A 20,235-nucleotide genomic window follows, 5' to 3' on the forward strand; every position below is an offset into this window, starting at 1 on the left:
CAATCCCGGATTAATAATGGCCAGTCATTAAGAACGAGCGACTTCTCGCTGAACAATTTTAGCCTCCTGTAGATGCTTCTGAATATGTGCTCTGGTAGCTTCCAGATGATCTTTCAATAAAGGGCTGGCTACACGGCTTGAAAGTTTGTTATTCAATAACGCCAATGCTTTCGTGTGATCATTAACCATGGCAGTCATATAGGCTTTATCAAACGCTTTACCATTCAATCGATTTAATGTAGCCATTTCTTGTTGGCCTTTTCTTTGCAGCATCCGAGCGGTGTCACCATTTTGGGGCATAATGCCAATTCTGCGGCTTACATTTTCGGTTTCCCGTAAATTTTGATTATGAGCACTGTACATCCAGCTTGCGTAATTTCTAACAGCCGGATTGGCCGACTTTCGTTGTGCTTCGCTAGCCGCAGCTATCTCATTTTTATTTAATACGACAAGAGCGCCGAGAACACGGGCATCGAATTGAGCCTGCCTGGAATTGACGGGAACCTGATTAGCGTAATAGTTGCTGGAATAAGTATTTAAATCGCAACCAGATGACAAGACGCCAAGACCTAAAGCCAACGACAAAATAAATTTTGATTTCATAAATATCCCTATTGAAATTTGCGAAACTATAGAATAACTCAACTCCAGATAAAAAACATCACTCTCATTAGTCATTATAAAATTAATCCGAATGGAGCAGTTTGAGAAAAGTTGGTCGTTTTCACAAGTGAACACCTGCATTAAACCGGATTGTCTATAATTAGTAATTAATATCAGAGCAAGGATACTTATGAGCCTTGACCGTTATCATCAAAAAAGAGATTTCAAAAAAACATCTGAACCCAAAGGAGGGCGTTCTCATAAAACAAATCAATCGCTTTTTGTTATTCAAAAACACGCGGCCAGTCATCTCCACTATGATTTTCGTCTTGAACTTGATGGTGTGCTAAAAAGTTGGGCTGTGCCTAAAGGACCTTGCTATGATCCGAACATAAAACGCCTTGCCATGCATGTAGAAGATCATCCTATCGAATATGGTTCCTTTGAGGGTATTATTCCCAAGGGTGAATATGGCGGTGGAACAGTGATGTTATGGGACAAGGGAACCTGGCAGTCTTTGGATAACGAGCCATTAAAAGCTTATGAAAAGGGTCATTTACGTTTTCAGTTAAAGGGCAGCAAATTAAAAGGTCGATGGGATTTAATTCGTTTCAAGGGAGACAAAGAATGGTTATTAAAAAAATATCAGGATGAGCATGCGAAGCCTCTGGCCCGTTACGATATAACCAAAGAGAAGCCGCTTAGCGTGGTAAGTCATCAGTCATTGGATGAAATTAGTGAATATTATAAGGGCATCTGGAGTTCAAGCGGCTATAAAAAAAGAAGTCGCTCTCAAAAAATTGCCCTTAATCCCGATCTTAAAGAAATTTTGGGTGCTCCTGCCGCATTTCCCCATACTATTTCGGTCCAACTGGCTACTTTAGTGGACAAACCTCCTCAAGGCGATGAATGGCTTCATGAAATCAAATTGGACGGTTATCGTATGATTATTTTTAAAGAAGGCAAACAGGTACGTTTTGTCTCTCGTAATCATAATGATTGGAGCAATGAATTTAAAAGTTTAATTCCTGCAATTCAACAACTATCCGTTCATACGGCGATATTTGATGGTGAAATAGTTATTTTGGATGAGAATGGCCGTTCTAATTTTCAGCGCTTACAAAATGCTATTAAAGGAGATCCTGACCCTGATTTTGTCTTGTATCTTTTTGACCTGTTGTATATTGATAAATACGATCTGCGCGCTGTTCCCCTGATTAAAAGGAAAGAGCAATTGGCATCCGTGCTTGTTCAGGCGCCAGATTCCATTCGCTATAGCGATCATATTTTTGGTCAAGGTGAGGAAATACTAAAAAATTCCTGCGAATTTGCTTTAGAAGGCATTGTATCGAAATTAATAGAAAGTGATTACATAGGACGGCGAAGCCGGGCCTGGCTTAAAATAAAATGCATTAAACGACAGGAGTTTCTGGTAGGCGGCTTTTCAAAACCCCGCAATACAAGGCAGCATTTTGGTGCGTTATATCTCGGTGTTTTTAATGAAAATCAATTGCTATTCTGTGGCAAAGCAGGGACTGGCTTTACCGAAGCATCGTTAAAATCGATCCATGAGCAATTAAAGCCTCTAATTACCGATAAAAACCCTTTCTCCCAAAAGATCCCTGATTCAAAAGAAGTGACCTGGGTTAAACCTGAACTTATTGCTGAAATAGAGTTTTCTGAGTGGACAGAGGATGGGCGATTAAGACAAGCGCGCTTTAAAGGTCTTCGTAGTGATAAAAATCCTGAAGATATCAGCAAGGAAAAAGAACTTGCTGTGGAAACAGTAACAAAAACCACACGAAAAAATAAACCGACAAAGAAAAAAGACCCTCTGCTCACTCATCCTGATAAAGTACTTTATAAAGAAGATAAAATTACCAAACGCGATCTTTATGATTATTATGAGGCTATTAGCGATTATATTTTGCCGTTTATAACTGATCGTCCATTAACTTTAGTCAGGTGTCCTTCGGATTATCAGGATTGTTTTTATCAGAAACACCTCAATCACGCTACAGGAAAATTAGGGGAAATTACCATTCAAAATAAATCCGGCGAAGAGGAACCCTATATTTATTTAAAGGATAAAGCTGGCCTTTTAAGTCTGGTTCAAATGGGTGTTTTGGAAATCCATCCTTGGGGAAGTACCATTCAACACGTTGAGAATCCTGATTTACTGGTTTTTGATTTGGATCCTGGTCCTGATCTGGCGTGGCAGGCTGTTGTAGAAACAGCATTTGATGTAAAAGAGCATCTTAACCAATATCATCTGACTGCTTTTGTCAAAACAACCGGAGGAAAAGGTCTGCATGTGGTTGTTCCTATTCAACCGCTTTATGATTGGAATGAGGTAAAAGAATTTACCCATGTTTTTGTTGACTATCTGGAAAAGTGTAACCCTCAGAAATACACCAGTAATATGGCGAAAACCAAACGAAAAGGTAAAATTTTCATTGATTATTTGCGTAATCAACGTGGAGCTACTGCCATTGCTGCTTATTCCACGCGTGCCAGGCTGCATGCCCCGGTTGCTACGCCTGTTGGCTGGGATGAGTTAAGTAATAACTATCAGGATACCTTTTATACTATTCATACGTTACCTCGACGCTTGCTGAACTTAAAAACTGATCCCTGGGGCAATTTTTGGAAGATTGGCCAGTCCTTAAGACTGGATGAGCTTTAGCATCCTTTTTTGTAGAGAGAAAAATTAGTATTTAATTCAATAAGCTAAATCATAAAGTCAATTTAAACCTTGAATTTGATCGCTTTATGTCCTAATTCTATAAGGAGAATAATTAAATAATTACTGGATAATACAAGGTTTATAAATGAGTGAATATACCTATAGAGGTTTTAAAATTTGTTATCAGATAAAAAAGGATCCCGGCACCCAATTATACAAAGCAGACGGCTTTATAGTAAGTACTATGGATGATGGTGAAAAAATTGATAGCAAATTTCATACAGAAGCTTTAAGTAATAAAAAAGCAGAGAATGAAATTAAAAAAATTATAGAAAAATTTATTGATTTTGAATGGCATGAATATATTGAATGCTGTGATCTACCCGAAAATAATTTAAGTAAGTAATTCATAATTAATCGTTCAAGGAGAAGACCATGAATTATGAACGTAATAATACGCGCCAATTTTCTAAATCCCATGAGCCTGATCTAAGCGAGCAAATGGAAAACGTAGTAAAAGAAGCAAAAAAAATGGGTTCTCAACTTTATCGTGAAGGTCAAGATAAAATGGATGAATTACAGAATAATTTGAAACAGCATTCCGATAAAATTGTAGCAAAGGTTCACGAAAAACCATTGTCCTCTTTATTGATTGCTGCAGGCGTTGGTTTTATATTGTCTCGATTGCTTAATCGATAAATCTAACGAACGGTGGCTTCGTTAGATTGGAATTAATACATGTCAATTGTTAAATTCATTGTTGTTATTTTATTTTCTTCCAGTGCACTGGCGTCTCCCTATGGTATCAATGAACTTAATCAAAAATTGCGGGTAGCAATGAAATTACACAAAGTACCTGTTGTTGGTTATGCTGTTATCCAAAATTATAAAATAATTATTTCTCAAACGTTGTCCATTGACCCTGCCGTATCTGTTTCAATAAATTCAATTTTTCAAGCAGCGTCTATCAGCAAAAGTGTCAGCGCCTACGGTGTACTCAAATTGGTTTCTAAAGAAAAATTAGCGTTGGATAAAGACATTAATAAGCAGTTGGCGGGCTGGAAGATTCCTTTGAATAAATTCAATAAAAATAATCCAGTCACTTTAAGACAAGTTTTGTCTATGACATCAGGGTTATCTGTTGCTGGTTTTCCTGGTCATGTTCAAGGCAGTCAACTGCCAACACTCAACAACATTCTCGAAGGTCACCCTCCAGCCAATACAGCACCGATACGTGTATTTTATCGCCCAGGTAGCCGATATTTTTATTCAGGTGGAGGTTATGAAGTATTAGAACAACTGATAAATGACACAACTAAACAACCGTTTAAACGGTGGATGAAAAAGGAAATACTTAAGCCCCTTCACATGGAGCAAAGCATTTTTCAGAATCCTCTCCCTAAAAACTGGCGTTCTATTGCCGTACCAGGCTTTTTAAATCATGGGAACAGGGTCAAAGGCGGCTGGAATAATTACACAGAAGCCAGCGCTGCAGGATTATGGTCAACGCCGACCGATTTAGCTCAATTCGCCATAGCTATTGCAAAAGCTTATTTTGGTAAAGATAACAGGTTAATAAACAAATCCCTCGCTCAAGAAATGCTTAAACGACAAAACAATACGAATTATGGTTTGGGCGTTGTGATCAACGGCCAAGGTAAAACACTAAGTTTTAGAAAAGCGGGCCATAATCTTGGCTATCACAGCGAGTTAATCCTGTTTCCCAACACAGGAGACGGTGCGATTATTATGACTAATTCAGAAAATGGTGAAGCGATTATTAATTATATGATGAATTTGCTGGCGCAAACTTTTAATTGGCCCGTTATCTTTTTTAAGAATAACTTTTTTAAAGAGTAAAATTGTTCTCAGCAATAGTTGGCGGAATTAACGATTGTTGATAAATAAATTCGACTATTTTTGATCTTATTTTCCATGAGGCTGTACTTCATAGGAGTTTATATTTTCAATAACTATCAGGTGCTTCTTCATTGTTGTAGTTTTCAAAATAAATCTTTAAACAAGCTATATTTTGTGATAAACCTCAGGCATTTTTTAATAGTAATAATAAATGAAGAGTCCGTTGTCTTTGTAATTGATGCGATGAATAATAGATATTCCACAGTTTATATACCGGTAAAGAGTCTTCTATTGATAATCTGCATGGGAAAAAATTGTACAAACTCATGAAGATGCTACTTTATTGATGGAAAAAATAAAAGAAGTTAAGTAGTGATTACTTAAAACATAGGAGGAATTAATGAAAAAAATAGCTGTATTAGATCTTGGCGGAACTATCTCTAATTATACACCAAAAAGTACGGCTGAATTTTATAGTCAAAAAGGAGCTTCGCTTTATTCTTTTATTAATGAATTACCGCTTCCAGGAAAAATTGAAGTCAACTATGAATCTTTTAGTAATATAATTAGTCATGAGTTGAGTCCAGATGATCTTTTGAATTTAGGAAGAAAAATTCAAAACATAATAGATGATCCTAATGTGTTTGGGCTAGTTGTTTCAATGGGAACTAATGCATTAGAAGATGTTGCGTACTTTATTGGACTCGTGGTTAAAACAAAAAAATGCATCGTTTTTACGGGAGCTCATTTTCCCCAAAATAGTTTGGCTTTTGACGGAAAAAAGAATTTGTTCAATGCAATTGTAGTCGCGCAATCTGATTATTCTCAAGATCTTGGCGTTGTCGTAACTTTAAATGATACAGTAACCTCGGCGAGATGGGCTACTAAGAATAAACCAGGCATATCAAATGATTTTTCCAATGATGGTATAGGAGGGATAGGTTATGTTGTTGGAGATATTTTTCACCAAAAAATGCAACCTTTACATAAATGCGCATACAGTAGTGAGTTTTCAATTCATGCGATGCAATCGTTTCCCAAGATAGGAATGATCTATGCTCACTTTTGTATAGCTATCGATCATATTAATTACATTATTAATAATAACATAATAAATGGTATCGTAAGTGCTGGATATGGGAAGGGATATCAAACCAAAGAAATAAGTACATTACTTAATAAAGCTGTATTAAATGGTATTCCTGTTGTGCGTTGTGCTCGTTCAGGTTTGTCTATTACCAATGTTGATCCATCCTATGATAATAAATATGGATTTGTTGTTGCTTCAGAGTTTTCTCCTCATAAAGCCAGTATATTATTGTCTGTTTGTTTGGCTCACAGGCTATCTAAACAAGAAATACAAAGGGTATTTGAGGAGTATTAAAATGATTGCTGTAAAAAGATTTTCATTTTTTAAATGGGTTCAGACATTAAAAATGTGGTGTATTGAGTTTAAGAAAGAGCGAATGCTATTCAGATTAGCCTTATTGGATGTCCGTTTGAATCAAGATAATAATATTGAACTTGATATTTTAGTTAGTGGTATTAAAAATCAGATCATACAATATAACCCTGAAGAAATTGTTTTTAATGATCATCTACTAACTGAATTTTCTCCGTGTGATGTAAGAGCGATTACTTATTTGTCTTTTCAGAAATACATCAAATTGATTAATGAGTCCTCTTTGCTGATTCAAGGTCAATACATGAGAGAAGGAAAGACAGTTTTTGTATTTTTTAATTGGTTCACTAAAGAGAAGTTTGAGAAAGGAGCTATAGAAGCATATCAAGATTATGATCTTTTAAATGACATAAGCAAAAAAGATATGATTAACGTTGTTTCTACAGCAATTCAAGAGCAATCGTTACAAGATTTTAACAATATGAGTTAGCTATGGAAAATAAATTAACGAGACTGTATTTAAAAAAAGAAATAGTAAAACAAGAAAGAGAATTTAAATATATAACTTTTTTGTCCATGGTTTATGTAACTTTTTTAATGGCTGCGACAGTAATGGCTTATAAGATAGTCAATATCTGGGGATTTTCAGAGCCAGGATCAACTATTATATACACGTTTACGTTTTTCTTAGGAAATATTTACTCAGAGCTTTATGGAGCGGAAAATGCAAAAAAATTAATTTGGCAGTCAATCTTGTCAGGGTACTTATTTGCTATTTTAATTACCATCGTTAATGCTTTTCCATCTCCTGAATATTGGGACTTGAAAGAGCAATTTGAACTGGTTTTGGGGCATGTGCTGCGATTTACTAATTCTGGAATTGTAGGATATTTAACTAGTTCTTTTTTTAATGTTTATTTAATAGCAAAATGGAAATATCAATTAAAAGGAAATTACTTTTGGTTAAGAAGCCTTATAGCATCTTCTCTTAGCGAAGGAATAGCAACATTTGTTGCAGGATTCCTGACTTTTTTTGGTATGATGCCAAATAAAAGCATACTTTTAATTATGTTAAATGCGTTATTATTCAAAATTCTTTATGGTTTTTTTGCTGTATGGCCTGCGAGTTTTATTGCATACGTTTTAAAAAGAAAGGAACGTGAAATAACGGAAAAGCCGTCATTAAATCCATTTTCTTTGCTTATGAGCTAAAAATAGTCCTCGATTCCAAAAGAGTAGCCAATACATAAAAATTTACAGGTAAGGGTAGGGCGCTAAAATCTTCCCCTGTTGGGTTAAGACATTTAATAAATTTTTTATCCATAGAATTAATAAGAACTTGGCGAAACATGTAGTGACTATTATCGCCTTTAAGTAAGCAGAAGTCCCCACTAATAGCTTCTCCGGTTTTTTCAAAAACAAGAATAGTTCCTTTGGAGAATTTTGGTTCCATAGAGTCATCGTACATTGATGTTGCAAAATAATCCGTTTTGTTATTTATATCAACAGATATGTATTTTTTTGTGAGTAATATAGCTTCTTCAACACCTAAATTTTTTATTTCCCTAAATTCTATATATGGAATTCTATGAATGTGGGTTGCTTCGGCCTTATTTTTGCTATCGGCAAGCTGATTTTCAATAAAGTTATGTAGTGGGATATTAAAATAATTTGCTATAGGCATTAAAGTAGCTATTTTAGGATTTTGATTCGACCCAGAAATTATTCTATTAATAATTTGCTGCGCAATTCCAAGCCGTCTAGATAGTTCATTTTCACTTATGCTTTCTTGCTTTAAGAGATATTTTAAATTTTCGCCAATGTAATTCATTACGTTACTCAAGTTTTTAGTGGAGCTATGAAATAAAAGTTATAAGCATCTTGATTAATACAATTTAGAGTGTTAATTTACACTTTAAATTGTATTAATCAATTTTTAACTCTCTAAAGTGTATCATTTGAAAGGAGTGTTGATCAATCGGAGACAATGGCGCGGATCATGGTTGTATTCGTATCTGTTAAATAGCAATAAATTGTTATTGTTAGATAAAACTTTCCTCAATGATGAAAGCTAAGGATTTCCAAGATGGTTGGAAAAAAGATTCTTATCTTGCTCATGGAGCTGAGGTAGGAAGGTATCCATTAATTGTGGGCAAATACACTATTTTTGGATACCAAGGAAGATTTATTTTTGGAGTGCCTTTCTGAATTATCTACAAATACTTCATTGCATTTATACCCTGAAGTTTTTAATTTAGAAAATCAACAAAAATAAACTTTTATATTATTAATATATGAAATAAAAAGGAGTAACAAATGGAAAAAGAGGAAAGAGTTTTAGCATACACGCTAGCCAAAGAAATTGACTATAAAGACCTGGATGAAGTTTCCGGAGGAAGTGTACAGACAACAGCTCAAGTAACTGGTAATGTTTCAAGTCCTGATGGTGCTGGGGATGTTACTGTAGACTGGTAAATTAACTTAAGTAGCGAATCATTTTAGATGATTCGCTAAATCGTTAATAACAGTTTAATGTAAAATTAACCAGGTTTTTTTATGAAATTATTGATTCCCACTGAGCCAGATGATCTCCATGCTATTATTGTAAAAATCGCTTTAGAAGAAATAGGACATCAGGTACGACTTTATTTTACGGCAGATCAGCCCTACAAACAGACTAACTCTGTATTTATTGATGATAAGTTTTATAATTGGAAAAGTTCAGATAAGTATAATAATTACGAAGAAAATGATTACGATATTGTATGGTGGCGACGTGCTCGTAAGCCATATTTACCCGAAGGCAAAGCTCATCCTGAAGACTATAAGTTTATCGCAAGAGAAAATGTACTATTTTATGAATCATTAACATCAAATATCGCACCTAATGCATGGTGGATTAATGATAAAGAGGCTTCCTACAGAGCTAATTTAAAATTGTTACAGTTAAAATTAGCTAGTCAATGTGGGTTCATTATTCCAACAACACTTTGTTCTAATGATCCTAATGAGATTCAAGAGTTTTTAAAGGTACATGAAAATGAAGGTGTTATATATAAGCCTTTATGTTCTAACTTTTGGTTTGAAGATGAGAAGATTAAAATTTCTTATACAAATAAAATAACATTAGATGATCTTCCAAAAAATAATTTATTACAACTTGTCCCAGGTATATACCAACCTGAAATTAAAAAAAAATACGAATTAAGAGTTGTATGTTTTGGCAATCATATTGTTGCTGCAAAGTTAAATTCACAATTGCATGAAGATAGCAAATTAGATTGGCGCGCAATGCAAGGAAATAATCTAAATATTGAACCTTATAAATTACCCATTCAAATAGAAAATCGTTTACGTATTTTTATGGGAAAATTAGGTATTGTCTTTGGCTCTTTTGATTTTATTGTAACTTATGATGATAATTATATATTTCTTGAAGTCAATGAACAAGGTCAATTTTTGTGGCTTGAAGAATTAAATTCTGAAATAAAAATCCTGGATATATTTGTTAATTTTATTATAAATAAGTCTAGGAATTACATTTGGAATTCTCATAACTGTATACATTCACTCGCGAAATATAGATATAGAATGCAAGAAATTTATAAGCAGAATATGCAACGTCATGTTTACTTAAATGGTGCACCAACCAGTTTAAATAGGGGGTTTTGTGGGAAGAGTTAATTTTTTTATATTACTTTGTGCTTTTTCTTTATGTTTGAATGCTGCAAGTATTATTGATGTGTATGGTATTGATTTTAGACAAGCCGAAGATTTAATTAAAAATTATGGTACTCAGGTCGGTGATATTGAATCTCGATTTATTGATGCAATGATTAAAATATCTAATGGAGGAAAAGATGATTATTTTATGAAGGTAGTTTTCCCTAAAAAAAACCAATTGATTGATAACATTAAAAAACAATACGATTTTGCTTATGTTCAATTTGATACAATTGTCTATCCTAATGATAAAGATATTCACACAACTATTGAAGTTGTTGGCCAGAATGATAAAGATAGACTTCGGTTTATTCCTAAAAAGGATAAAGCTGTTCCTACTACAAAATCGAAGCATGATCTTATTGAAAAAATGATTGAATTCCATAATAGTTCAATGAACCTTATTCTAAATAATCAACTAAATACCAAAGGGACTAAATGTCCTGTATATCATTGCTTGCCCGGATTTAATCACCCTAAATTAAAAAAAGAGTTTAGCGTATTAACTGACAGTGCTCCCAAAGAAAAAGACCTTCTTGTTAAGACAATCAATAGTGATCCTCTTCCACAGAGAAGAACGGCTGCTATTTATTTGATAGGGTATTTTAATGATCCTCAGGAAATACTTTCTTTATTAACCAGGCATGTTATGGATTCTGATGAAGGGGTAAGAAATAGTGCAATGCGCGTAATTAGTGAAACTATGAATAAAGCGAAGATACATGATATTAATGTCATGCCATTCCTAAATCTTTTGGATTCACCATTTGATACAGATAGAAATAAAGCTTTATTAGTACTTCTGAACGCTGCGAGTTCAACGTTGTCAAAACAGCTAATTATTCAAAAAGGAAATAAGAAGCTTGTTTCTTTGTTGCGATTAAAACAACCCAATAATCATGACGTAACCTATGCTCTTTTAAAGAAAATTAGTGATAAAGACTTTGGATCTAATAACATTGATGCATGGGAAAAATGGCTTGATACAATGAATAAGAACAGGGCATGAAATTACTATTGGTTAGATCTCAGTTATCTATCATTTATCGTTGCACCTACAATTGAGGGATAGTAGTTTCTTATGAATAAAAATTCTTTATTTAGACAAGAAGTTATTGATAATAAAAGATATGCTAACTGGGGTTCTGTTTTTATTAATACTCCAGTGAAATATCAATTTGTTTCTGGTGTTTTTCTCATGCTAGTCATCGTCTTAATTGTATTTATTTGTTTTGGTGAATTTTCTGAAAAATACATTGTTTACGGATATGTTAATTCACGTAAAGGTATTGTTCGTGTTTTTCCAAATAAAAATGGGATAATTAAAAAAAGTAATGTCTACCATGGGAAAAAAGTTAAGAAAAATGAAGTATTATTTGTTATTGATACTTCATATGATTATTTGAATAAAAATCAGGATAACGACATACTTTATCTCTTAAAGAAGAGGAAAAAATACTATGAAAATGAAATTAATTATAAATTATATCAACTAAATAAATTAAAGAAATTGTTAGAGAAAAAATATATTTCTCTAGATTCATTTAACCAAAAGCATGAAGAGATAGCTTCGCTTAAAAATAGTTTGAATATGATTGATATGGATTTGATTAAATATAAGAAAAGCAGATCTTATATTATAAAGGCGCCTATTACTGGAACTATTGCTAGCATTAGCTATAAGACAGGACAATATATAAACTTAACCAAACCATTATTAAAAATATTGCCTGTAAACTCAGATTTAGAAGTTGAATTATTTATTCCTATTAGAAAATCAGGATTTATACATAAAAATTCAAATGTGATCATTCGTTATGATGCATATCCTTATGAACGTTTTGGAACATATAAAGCAGTGATTAAAGATATTAGTCAAAGTATTTTAACCGATGAAGAAGAGGATAAACCTATAAGAATCAAGGAGCCTTATTATAAGGCAACAGCTCTTCTGCAAAGTGAAAGTGTATTTCTTTATGGTAAAAAGGTAAAAGTGCAAGATGGTATGACAATTACAGGTATAGTTCTAGGAGCTAAAAGAAAAGTATGGCAATGGATTTTGGATCCGATTTACAGTTTTTATGGTGGGGCTACTGTATGACTATAGAAAAAACTAATCTTTTCTTCAAGAGAAAGTCCAAATTACCTATGATTTTCCAAAGTGAAATGGCTGAATGTGGACATGCTTGTATTGCCATGGTTTGTAACTACTGGGGGCATAATATAGATTTATATAGTATTAGGAAAATTAGTAAGCCATCTAATAAAGGAGTTACTTTATTAAATATTACGAATATCCTTGAAAAATTTGGTTTTAAAACAAGAGCATTAAAAGTTCCCTTAGAAGAGCTCCAATTAATAAAATGTCCTGCAATTATACATTGGAATATGAATCATTTCGTGGTGTTAAAGGAGGTTAAAAAAAATATAATTGTTATTAATGACCCTGGTTCGGGTGTAAGACATTGTACTATGGAAGAGTTTTCTAATTCATTTACAGGAGTTGTTCTGGAAACTGAAAAAACAACTGATTTTAGTGCAATTTCTGAGAAGAGAAAAATTAGTTTAAGTGATTTAGTTAAGTCTGTTTCCGGTATTAATAGATTTCTGATTTGGCTGCTTTCTTTATCATTGGTTATAGAATTTTTGGGATTGTTGAATCCTTTATTTATTCAGTACGTAACGGATGATGTACTTGTGTTTAGTGATATTAATAATTTGTATGTAATTGCCAGTGCTTTTTTTATTCTTCTTTTTTTCCAGATTTTTACCGAATATGTGCGTGGAAACATGGTGGTATATTTAACAAATAATTTAACAGAGCAGTTCTCATCTAATGTAGTAAAACATATCTTAAAATTACCTTTGAATTTTTTTGAAGTAAGGTATAAAGGTGATATTCAATCAAGGTTTCAATCTATCGATCATATACAAAAGAAGCTATCAACGGATTTTATCAATACTGTACTTGATGGAATAATGATCATTATAAATTTATTTGTCATGATGATTTATAGTTCAGTGTTAACAATGCTTGTAGTATTTTTTTTATTTATATATTTTTTTATACGTTATTTTTCATATCGTTTTTTAAAAAAATATACAGAATCATCTATTCTACAACATGCTAAAGCATCGTCTATTTTTCTTGAAACAATACAGAGCATTTTACCTATTAAAACCTTTTCAAAAGAAAAAATTAGATTTAATACATGGAGAAACTGTTATATTAATGCATTGAACGAAAACGTAAAAATTTCAAAAATTGATCTTTATTATAACATCGCAAACCAGTTTTTATTTAATTTTGAATACATCATTGTAATATGCGTTGGTGCTTCGTTGGTTCTTGGAAATAAGTTTTCAATAGGTATGTTAATGGCTTTTTTAACATATCGAAATTTACTGGTAAGTAAATCTTCATCTTTTATAAAAAACATTTTTGACTATAAATTAATTTCTATTCAGTTAAATAGACTTAGTGATATTTTATTTCAGCAGCCTGAAAAAATGGAAAAAGAAGAGCTTCGACTTCCAGTAACAGAAGCTGGAGTAATGGGGGCATTGACGCTATGTAATATTTCCTTTAAATATAATTCTGAAGAGAAATACATTTTAAAAAATATCAATTTAAAAATTAATGCAGGAGAAAAAGTAGTATTAATTGGTTCCTCTGGATGTGGAAAATCTACTTTAATGAAAGTACTTATGGGCTTGTTAAATAAGACCGAAGGTGAAATTTATATTGATGATACATTAATTGATGACTTTGGCCTAAAAAATTATAGAGATATTACAGCCTCTGTCATGCAAGAGGATACTTTATTAAACGGCTCAATACTTGATAATATATCATTTTTTGATGAAAACCTTGATATAGAACATGTATATCAAGTAGCAAAATTATCTTTTATACATGAGACAATCAAAAGACTACCGATGGGCTACGAAACTCGCGTTGGAGAAATGGGTTCTATGTTATCTGGAGGGCAGAAGCAAAGGATTCTATTGGCCCGTGCGTTATATAAAAAACCTAAAATATTATTTTTAGATGAAGCCACTAGCCATTTAGATGGAGAGAATGAGAAAAATATTAATATCTCATTGCGGTCGTTAAATATTACTCAAGTAATAATAGCCCATAGAAAAGAAACTATTAACATGGCGGATAAAATTATTGAGCTTGAAAAAATAAATAGTATTAATTGATACTACTTTATATAATTAATTTGAATCAATAAAATGAAATGTAATCTTTGACGAATCTCTACAGATAAACACATAACTTTTTAAAGAGTAAAATTGTTCTTAGCAATAGTTGGCGGCCCATTGAAATTCCAGAGATATCCTTTCTTAGTTTGAACTATTTTTATCATTGTTTTTAGAGCTGGCAAGATATTTAAATTGTATAATATCTTCTAATTGGATTAGTTCTTTTGCTCTTTCTCTATAACGTGAAATATGGCCTTTTTCATTTTGTTCCAGGCTGGAGTTGCCCCTATAAAACCGGACCACTAATCTCTTAACCCAATTTAAGAACTGTCTAGGTGACATCATATTAAGCCCTTTATGCGGGGCATTTTCGTTATAATCCTCAAACCATTCATGAAGTTGTTGCATAAAGGAGTGAGCATTTAAGGGCTCATAAAAAGCGACATAATCACGCTTAAATGTTTTAACAAAGGCTTCAGCCATTCCGTTTGATTCTGGGCTGTAAGGAGCGGTAGTACAAACTTCGAACCCCAAAGTTCTAGCAAATGCTATCGTATCTTTTGCGACGTAACAGGGGCAACTCCACATTTAAAGCAGCTAAACTTAGAATCATAGTTATTATTTTTTTTAAATTCATCATGGGTTATCCCACCATCCATTGTAAATATCACAACCAGTCACGGACTCTGATTGTACCAAATGCTCAACATCTCGCATGTACATATAATGATTGCCAACTACACAATAGGTACCACTGTAAGATTCCGTTGCATGATAAGCGGCATGTCGAGAACTTGATACTTTCGGTGTTTGAATAATATGCATATTTGTATCTCTGCCAAGCAAATATTCAGGATAATGTCTGCTTACAACTCTTGCTAAAATTGGATGACCAAACCACCATGTTACTGTTTCATTATTCGCACGACTATGATGAGTAAGCTAAAAATAAATAGTTTTAGCATAATGATCACCTTCAAAGGGACAATGGAAAAAATTGGAGCTTTATAATGAATAAGTGGTTCTTTGCAGGAAGTTATGAAATTTCCTACAACACCCTTATAACTCCCTCTTTGACCATCATTTAACTTACTCACTGCGCAAAGAAGCCATAGGTTCCAATTTCGCCGCTCGTCTTGCTGGATAAAAACCAAAAAAAACCCCAGTTATTACAGAAACAGCAAATCCTGCCAAAGGTGGAGTTAGAAAAAGGATAAAAGGCCATTCATTAAAATAAGCAATTATACGAGTGAAAACTAAACCTGCAAACACTCCCAACATTCCTCCTGAGAGCGACAATATCACTGCTTCCATCAAAAAAAGAATTTGAATCTCGCTATTTTTGGCGCCGACTGCCTTACGAATACCAATTTCTTTTTTGCGCTCACTGACAGAAACCAGCATGATATTCATGACCCCAATGCCGCCCACAAACAAAGAAATACCGCCTATTACTGCTAACAATAAGGTAAAGATTTGACCCTGGTTTTCCATGCTGGCAATAATCTGTTTGGCACTGCGGACAAATACGCTCAAATCCGGCGCCCATGAATTAATAACTTGCCTGATTTGTGTTATAACTTCATCAATGTTGCTATCCGGTTTTAATAACAAAACGGCATTATTAATTTTACTATCCCTGCTAAGAAGAGGGATACCCTTTATTGGAATAATCACTGCCTGATTAATGTCTTCATTAAAAAAACCATTTTCTTTCCAAGGCTCTGCTACTCCGATGATCGTATAAAGTGCAGGGCCAATACGTAGCTGTTGCCCAATAGGATTATCCAGGCTCACTTGCTGCATTTGTTGAGCGAGAGTATGGCCAATAACGCAAAAATGTTCAAAGGATTCGACAAACGACACGAAATGACCAGCCGCTAATTTAATATGAATAATACTGGCTAAAGCTTCATCAGCGCCAATAATTACCCCCTGCAAAACCTGGCCTTGAAAACTTATCGACTGGTAAGCCATGCTATAAGGTGCAATCTCTAAAATCGCAGGAATTTGCTCTGGCATTTCTCGCCATAAGTTAACAGGAATTGACTCACTGACACTATGGGAAGGTGCTGGGTTTTTTTGATACGTTGACAAGGCTAGTAAATCTGTGCCCAGCGTCTTGAATTGTTCCAACGCTTTTTCAGTAGCCAGCTGCCCACAACTTAATAAGGCAACCACTGCGGCCGTACCTACTAACACACCTAGCACAGCCAGAAACGATCTTAGTTTTGCCGCCGTTAAATTAACAAGTGCCTGTTGAACGTGACCAAAGAGTGTCATTGTTTGCTCTCTGTGACAATCTGTCCATCGGCCAGAGTAATACGCCGCTGGCATTGAGCCGCCACTTTTTCATCATGAGTAACTATAATAAGTGTGCAGCCTTCTTTATGCAGTGTATGGAATAAATTCATTACTTCTGTACTTGTGCGCGAATCAAGGGCGCCTGTGGGTTCATCGGCGAGAATAACCCGTGGTTCCCCAACCAGAGCACGAGCAATGGCAATTCGCTGTTGCTGTCCCCCTGATAATTGGGTAGGCCGGTGCGCTGCAAACGATTGCATCCCTACACGAGTTAAAACCTTCTCCACCCGTTTCTTGATTTCTTTGTCAGGTACATGGCGGTAAATCAACGGTAGCGCCACATTTTGACTGGCAGAAAAACGAGGTAATAAATTGAATTGTTGAAAAACAAAACCAATACTTTGATTGCGTAAAGTTGCCAGTCCATCTTCATTTAAATCAGCAATATTGCGTTGTTGTAATAAATAGTTCCCCTCATCGGCTTTATCCAACAAGCCTATAATATTCATGAGTGTTGATTTTCCTGAACCGGAGGCGCCCACAATAGCGAGTAAATCGCCTTTAGCAACCGTTAATGAGACATTCTTTAATACTTGAGAGCTCACCCCGCCTATCTCATAAGTTTTGGTGATATTTCTGAGTGTTATTAATGAGGACTCAATCATAAATCACCACGTCACCCGGCTTAAGCCCTGATGCAATAACAACTTTATCCGCTTGTGCTGCTCCGGTTGTAACAATATGTGTACGTAGAGAGCCATTTTCTTCTTTTAATTTAACCACTGAATTACCTCTTTCCTGTTTTATTGCGGTAATCGGAACAAGTAACTGTTTGTCATTATCAATGACAATTTCAATGGCTGCACTCATGCCCACTTTTATCCAGGAGCGCTGGTCGTCATTCAGGTTTTTGACTTCCACTACCGCATTGAAAGAGGGCAAGGTTCCATTGGCGCTATTGGAGGCTTGAACATTAACAGCAACCAACTCGCCGTTTAACACCTGCTGACCCAAAGCAATACCGGTAATAGTCGCTTTCATACCTGTATGAATCTTGTCAATATCGGTTTCAGGGACATCAATTTCCACACTGACACCTGTTAAATCGCCAATAAGAGCTAACACTTGTCCTGTTTTAACCGTGGAGCCAATGTTTAATTTACCTGCTTTTTCTTCCCCGGACGATTTAGGTGGATAAAGCAATACACCATCAGAAGGTGCTTTGAGGCGAATCAGATTATGCTTACCAGCTAACTCCTGCCTTATTTTATCAAACTCAGCGATCGTCAAAGCAGATAAACTGGATGTATTTGTCTCATCCATTTTCTCCAGCATTTCTGTAAGCTTACGAGTAGCCTGTATTAAACCGACCCTTGCTGTAGCCAGGCTTGATTGTTCCCCAAGAAAATTATTTTTTGACAACAAGCCAGCCTCCCAAAGTTCTTGGGTGCCGGTAAATTTTGCTTGCGCTACAGTGTAATTGTCCTTTGCTTTCAGGTAATCGGTCAGCGTATCATTATACTGTTTTTGTAATTCGCTGGAATTCAGGGTAAAAACGGCATCGCCCTTTTTTACCTGCTGCCCATAATGGGCATGCATCGTTTCTACTACTGCGTCAACCGGACTGCTTAAAGCACTTTCGCGCAAGGGTTGAATAGTCCCCGTAAAATGCAAGACTTTATGAAAAACTTCTTTTTTTACCGTATAGATCCGCCCGGAATTTTTGTTACTTTCACTGTTACTGCAACTTACTAATAATGTAACGAATGCAATGATTAAGGCTAATCGGGTTTTCATCCACCATACCTCAGTTTAATGCGCCAATGATCAAGCGTTGTGCCTGAAATACGCTCCAGAGCAGACAATTGGTTAAGATAGGCTATTTTGGCGTTAATTAAACCCATCTGCGCTTGAATTAATTGATTTTGGGTATTGTTGACATCAAGAGCGCTGGCAATCCCTGCTTGCTGCTTTTTCTTTTCCAGTGCATAAGATCGAGCGGCTAAATCGACTTGTTTTTGAGCCAACCGATAACGCTTTGCCAGACTCTGAATGGTGTTAACGGTATTGGTAATTGTCGTTTCCAAAGCCCGTTTAAGTGCAATAAGATTTAATTTATCTTTTTCAAGTTGAACTTTGGCGCTAATAAGCTGATTACGGCGTCCGATATCATGCAGAGGAATGGTTAGTTTTATTCGAGCTGTTTGATTAATATTGCGCCCGTTATACAAACCGGGGAAGTTTCCCTGACCATCCAGACTATTCAATCGGCCGCTTTGCACATTGCCTGCTAAATCAAGTTGCCAAAGTTGCTCGTTTTTTGCCACTTCCAAAGCCCTTTCATCAGCACGAAGAAGCATTTTTTGTGCTAAATATTGACTATTATGTTCCAGTGCCTGCGCAATGACAACCTTGCTATCCGGAATAATGAGCTTATGTAATGCGATATCTTTAGGAACGGATAAACGCATTTGCGGATCTAATCCTATCGTTTGCAACAAATCCTGCGCCGCGGTTTTAAAATCATTTTCGGCCTGTTCAACCATAAGACTTAACGATTCAATCTGATACGATTGCTGAATATTGGCTGTCGGCTCCAATTGTCCTGCGTTTATTTTTTTTTCATTAATTGCGTAGGTGTTCCTTGCTTCCTGCAATTGCAATCGTTGCGTTTCTAAATTATTACCACTTAAAATTAATGCCCTATAGGCTGTAATAACCTGAGTAATCTGATCAATAATGGCCTGCTGTAAATTCACCTTATTCAGCCATTCTCTGTCAATCGCATTTAAAAGATTAGCCTCATTGACCTTTCGCCCGAAACCTCGCAGTAAAGGTTGAGTAATCGAAAAATTGAGAACCGGCGTATAACTATTAAAATTTGAAACGTTATTATCAATGTTTAAACCGATTTGTGCGCCTGATTTGGTCTTTAAATTCACTTCAGGCGAAGCGATGTAGCTTTTATTGGTTGTCGCGCCTACGCCCGTATAGCGGCTATTTTCAATAGCGGCTGCACCCGCTAAAGCATATTGTAGTTCAAATTCATTATAGGCCAGACGCAATTGATAACGCTGGATAATGCGATCCAATTCCGCATTCTGGACATTCGGGTTATAACGTAAAGCCAGTAGAATTGCTTCGCGCAGGCTTAATCGTTGAACCTTCTTATGCTGCGCCGCGGGTGAAACAGGTAACTCTACCCAGTTATCGAGCATATACTCAGGATTGTTGATTGCTTTTTCCAGGCGTTTTTCAGCCTCATCGGCAGAAGAGACTTGCGTGTCAGATTGCTTGCTCCAGCGAGAAAGAGAGGGTGTTTTATGAGATTGACTGGATTGGTCATTAGCAGCCAGTGAATACCCAACTGCTAAAAAGCTGCCAAAAACACAACTCAATAGCAGCTTAGGCTTCAAAAAAAACACGACACACCAACCCTATAAAC

The 20,235-nt window shown here is 35.1% G+C and carries 19 protein-coding genes and 1 pseudogene; 12 read left to right on the forward strand and 8 right to left on the reverse strand.

Annotated features, from left to right (window positions below; genetic code table 11):
- Positions 1 to 27: 27 nt before the first annotated feature.
- Positions 28 to 603 carry a DUF4142 domain-containing protein gene (locus T345_RS0107150; protein ID WP_028388741.1) on the reverse strand — a complete coding sequence of 192 codons (576 nt, stop codon included), beginning with the start codon at positions 601 to 603 and terminating at the stop codon, positions 28 to 30.
- 190 nt (positions 604 to 793) lie between these two features.
- On the opposite strand from T345_RS0107150, the gene ligD reads away from it, so the two are divergent.
- The 7 genes from ligD (at position 794) to T345_RS0107185 (ending at position 7,763) form a co-directional block, all read left to right on the forward strand.
- A complete protein-coding gene (ligD, locus tag T345_RS0107155) occupies positions 794 to 3,289 on the forward strand; it encodes a DNA ligase D (protein WP_028388742.1) in 2,496 nt (831 codons plus the stop codon).
- A 145-nt stretch (positions 3,290 to 3,434) separates the two neighbouring features.
- Positions 3,435 to 3,695 carry a hypothetical protein gene (locus T345_RS0107160; RefSeq protein WP_028388743.1) on the forward strand — a complete coding sequence of 87 codons (261 nt, stop codon included), beginning with the start codon at positions 3,435 to 3,437 and terminating at the stop codon, positions 3,693 to 3,695.
- 29 nt (positions 3,696 to 3,724) lie between these two features.
- Positions 3,725 to 3,988 carry an ElaB/YgaM/YqjD family protein gene (locus T345_RS13810; protein WP_051555184.1) on the forward strand — a complete coding sequence of 88 codons (264 nt, stop codon included), beginning with the start codon at positions 3,725 to 3,727 and terminating at the stop codon, positions 3,986 to 3,988.
- A 39-nt stretch (positions 3,989 to 4,027) separates the two neighbouring features.
- On the forward strand, positions 4,028 to 5,149 hold the full coding sequence (locus T345_RS13815; RefSeq protein WP_051555185.1) for a serine hydrolase domain-containing protein: 1,122 nt from the start codon (positions 4,028 to 4,030) through the stop codon (positions 5,147 to 5,149).
- Positions 5,150 to 5,549: 400 nt separating this feature from the next.
- Complete coding sequence (locus T345_RS0107175) at positions 5,550 to 6,533, forward strand: asparaginase domain-containing protein (RefSeq protein WP_028388744.1); 984 nt, start codon at positions 5,550 to 5,552, stop codon at positions 6,531 to 6,533.
- A 1-nt stretch (position 6,534) separates the two neighbouring features.
- Positions 6,535 to 7,041, forward strand: a complete 507-nt coding sequence (locus tag T345_RS0107180) for a hypothetical protein (RefSeq protein ID WP_028388745.1) — start codon at positions 6,535 to 6,537, stop codon at positions 7,039 to 7,041.
- Between the two features lie 2 nt (positions 7,042 to 7,043).
- A complete protein-coding gene (locus T345_RS0107185) occupies positions 7,044 to 7,763 on the forward strand; it encodes a queuosine precursor transporter (RefSeq protein WP_028388746.1) in 720 nt (239 codons plus the stop codon).
- On the opposite strand, the gene T345_RS0107190 is transcribed toward T345_RS0107185, so the two are convergent.
- Positions 7,753 to 8,382 carry a helix-turn-helix domain-containing protein gene (locus tag T345_RS0107190; protein WP_028388747.1) on the reverse strand — a complete coding sequence of 210 codons (630 nt, stop codon included), beginning with the start codon at positions 8,380 to 8,382 and terminating at the stop codon, positions 7,753 to 7,755. The genes T345_RS0107185 and T345_RS0107190 overlap by 11 nt on opposite strands.
- A gap of 485 nt (positions 8,383 to 8,867) precedes the next feature.
- Between T345_RS0107190 and T345_RS15025 the strand changes: the two genes are divergently transcribed.
- The 5 genes from T345_RS15025 (at position 8,868) to T345_RS0107220 (ending at position 14,483) form a co-directional block, all read left to right on the forward strand.
- Positions 8,868 to 9,026: a hypothetical protein gene (locus T345_RS15025; RefSeq protein ID WP_156935633.1), complete on the forward strand. Its 159-nt coding sequence runs from the start codon at positions 8,868 to 8,870 to the stop codon at positions 9,024 to 9,026.
- An 81-nt stretch (positions 9,027 to 9,107) separates the two neighbouring features.
- Positions 9,108 to 10,235, forward strand: coding sequence for an MvdC/MvdD family ATP grasp protein (locus T345_RS0107205; RefSeq protein ID WP_028388748.1), 1,128 nt, complete (start codon positions 9,108 to 9,110; stop codon positions 10,233 to 10,235).
- Positions 10,222 to 11,283 carry a HEAT repeat domain-containing protein gene (locus T345_RS0107210; RefSeq protein WP_028388749.1) on the forward strand — a complete coding sequence of 354 codons (1,062 nt, stop codon included), beginning with the start codon at positions 10,222 to 10,224 and terminating at the stop codon, positions 11,281 to 11,283. The genes T345_RS0107205 and T345_RS0107210 overlap by 14 nt, the downstream gene beginning before the upstream one ends.
- Before the next feature lie 72 nt (positions 11,284 to 11,355).
- Positions 11,356 to 12,375, forward strand: a complete 1,020-nt coding sequence (locus T345_RS13820; protein ID WP_035918432.1) for a beta-barrel domain-containing protein — start codon at positions 11,356 to 11,358, stop codon at positions 12,373 to 12,375.
- The gene (locus tag T345_RS0107220) at positions 12,372 to 14,483 is read left to right on the forward strand and encodes a peptidase domain-containing ABC transporter (RefSeq protein WP_028388750.1); all 2,112 of its coding nucleotides are present in this window, start codon (positions 12,372 to 12,374) and stop codon (positions 14,481 to 14,483) included. The genes T345_RS13820 and T345_RS0107220 overlap by 4 nt, the downstream gene beginning before the upstream one ends.
- 324 nt (positions 14,484 to 14,807) lie before the next feature.
- Here T345_RS0107220 and T345_RS15405 read toward each other — a convergent pair.
- From T345_RS15405 to T345_RS0107245, 6 genes and pseudogenes are all read right to left on the reverse strand, one after another.
- Positions 14,808 to 15,059 (reverse strand): annotated as a pseudogene (locus T345_RS15405) (integrase core domain-containing protein); the annotation flags it as partial.
- 63 nt (positions 15,060 to 15,122) lie between these two features.
- Positions 15,123 to 15,311 (reverse strand): hypothetical protein, encoded by a 189-nt coding sequence (locus T345_RS15030; RefSeq protein WP_131777751.1) that lies wholly within the window; start codon positions 15,309 to 15,311, stop codon positions 15,123 to 15,125.
- A 264-nt stretch (positions 15,312 to 15,575) separates the two neighbouring features.
- Complete coding sequence (locus tag T345_RS0107230; protein WP_028388752.1) at positions 15,576 to 16,769, reverse strand: ABC transporter permease; 1,194 nt, start codon at positions 16,767 to 16,769, stop codon at positions 15,576 to 15,578.
- Complete coding sequence (locus T345_RS0107235; RefSeq protein WP_028388753.1) at positions 16,766 to 17,455, reverse strand: ABC transporter ATP-binding protein; 690 nt, start codon at positions 17,453 to 17,455, stop codon at positions 16,766 to 16,768. Before T345_RS0107235 ends, T345_RS0107230 begins: the two co-directional genes overlap by 4 nt.
- A complete protein-coding gene (locus T345_RS0107240; protein ID WP_028388754.1) occupies positions 17,448 to 18,587 on the reverse strand; it encodes an efflux RND transporter periplasmic adaptor subunit in 1,140 nt (379 codons plus the stop codon). Before T345_RS0107240 ends, T345_RS0107235 begins: the two co-directional genes overlap by 8 nt.
- On the reverse strand, positions 18,584 to 20,206 hold the full coding sequence (locus tag T345_RS0107245) for a TolC family protein (RefSeq protein WP_423202096.1): 1,623 nt from the start codon (positions 20,204 to 20,206) through the stop codon (positions 18,584 to 18,586). Before T345_RS0107245 ends, T345_RS0107240 begins: the two co-directional genes overlap by 4 nt.
- Positions 20,207 to 20,235 lie beyond the last annotated feature (29 nt).

Origin of the sequence: Legionella fairfieldensis ATCC 49588 (genome assembly GCF_000621525.1) — a bacterium.
In the GTDB taxonomy this organism is placed as follows: Bacteria; Pseudomonadota; Gammaproteobacteria; order Legionellales; family Legionellaceae; genus Tatlockia; species Tatlockia fairfieldensis.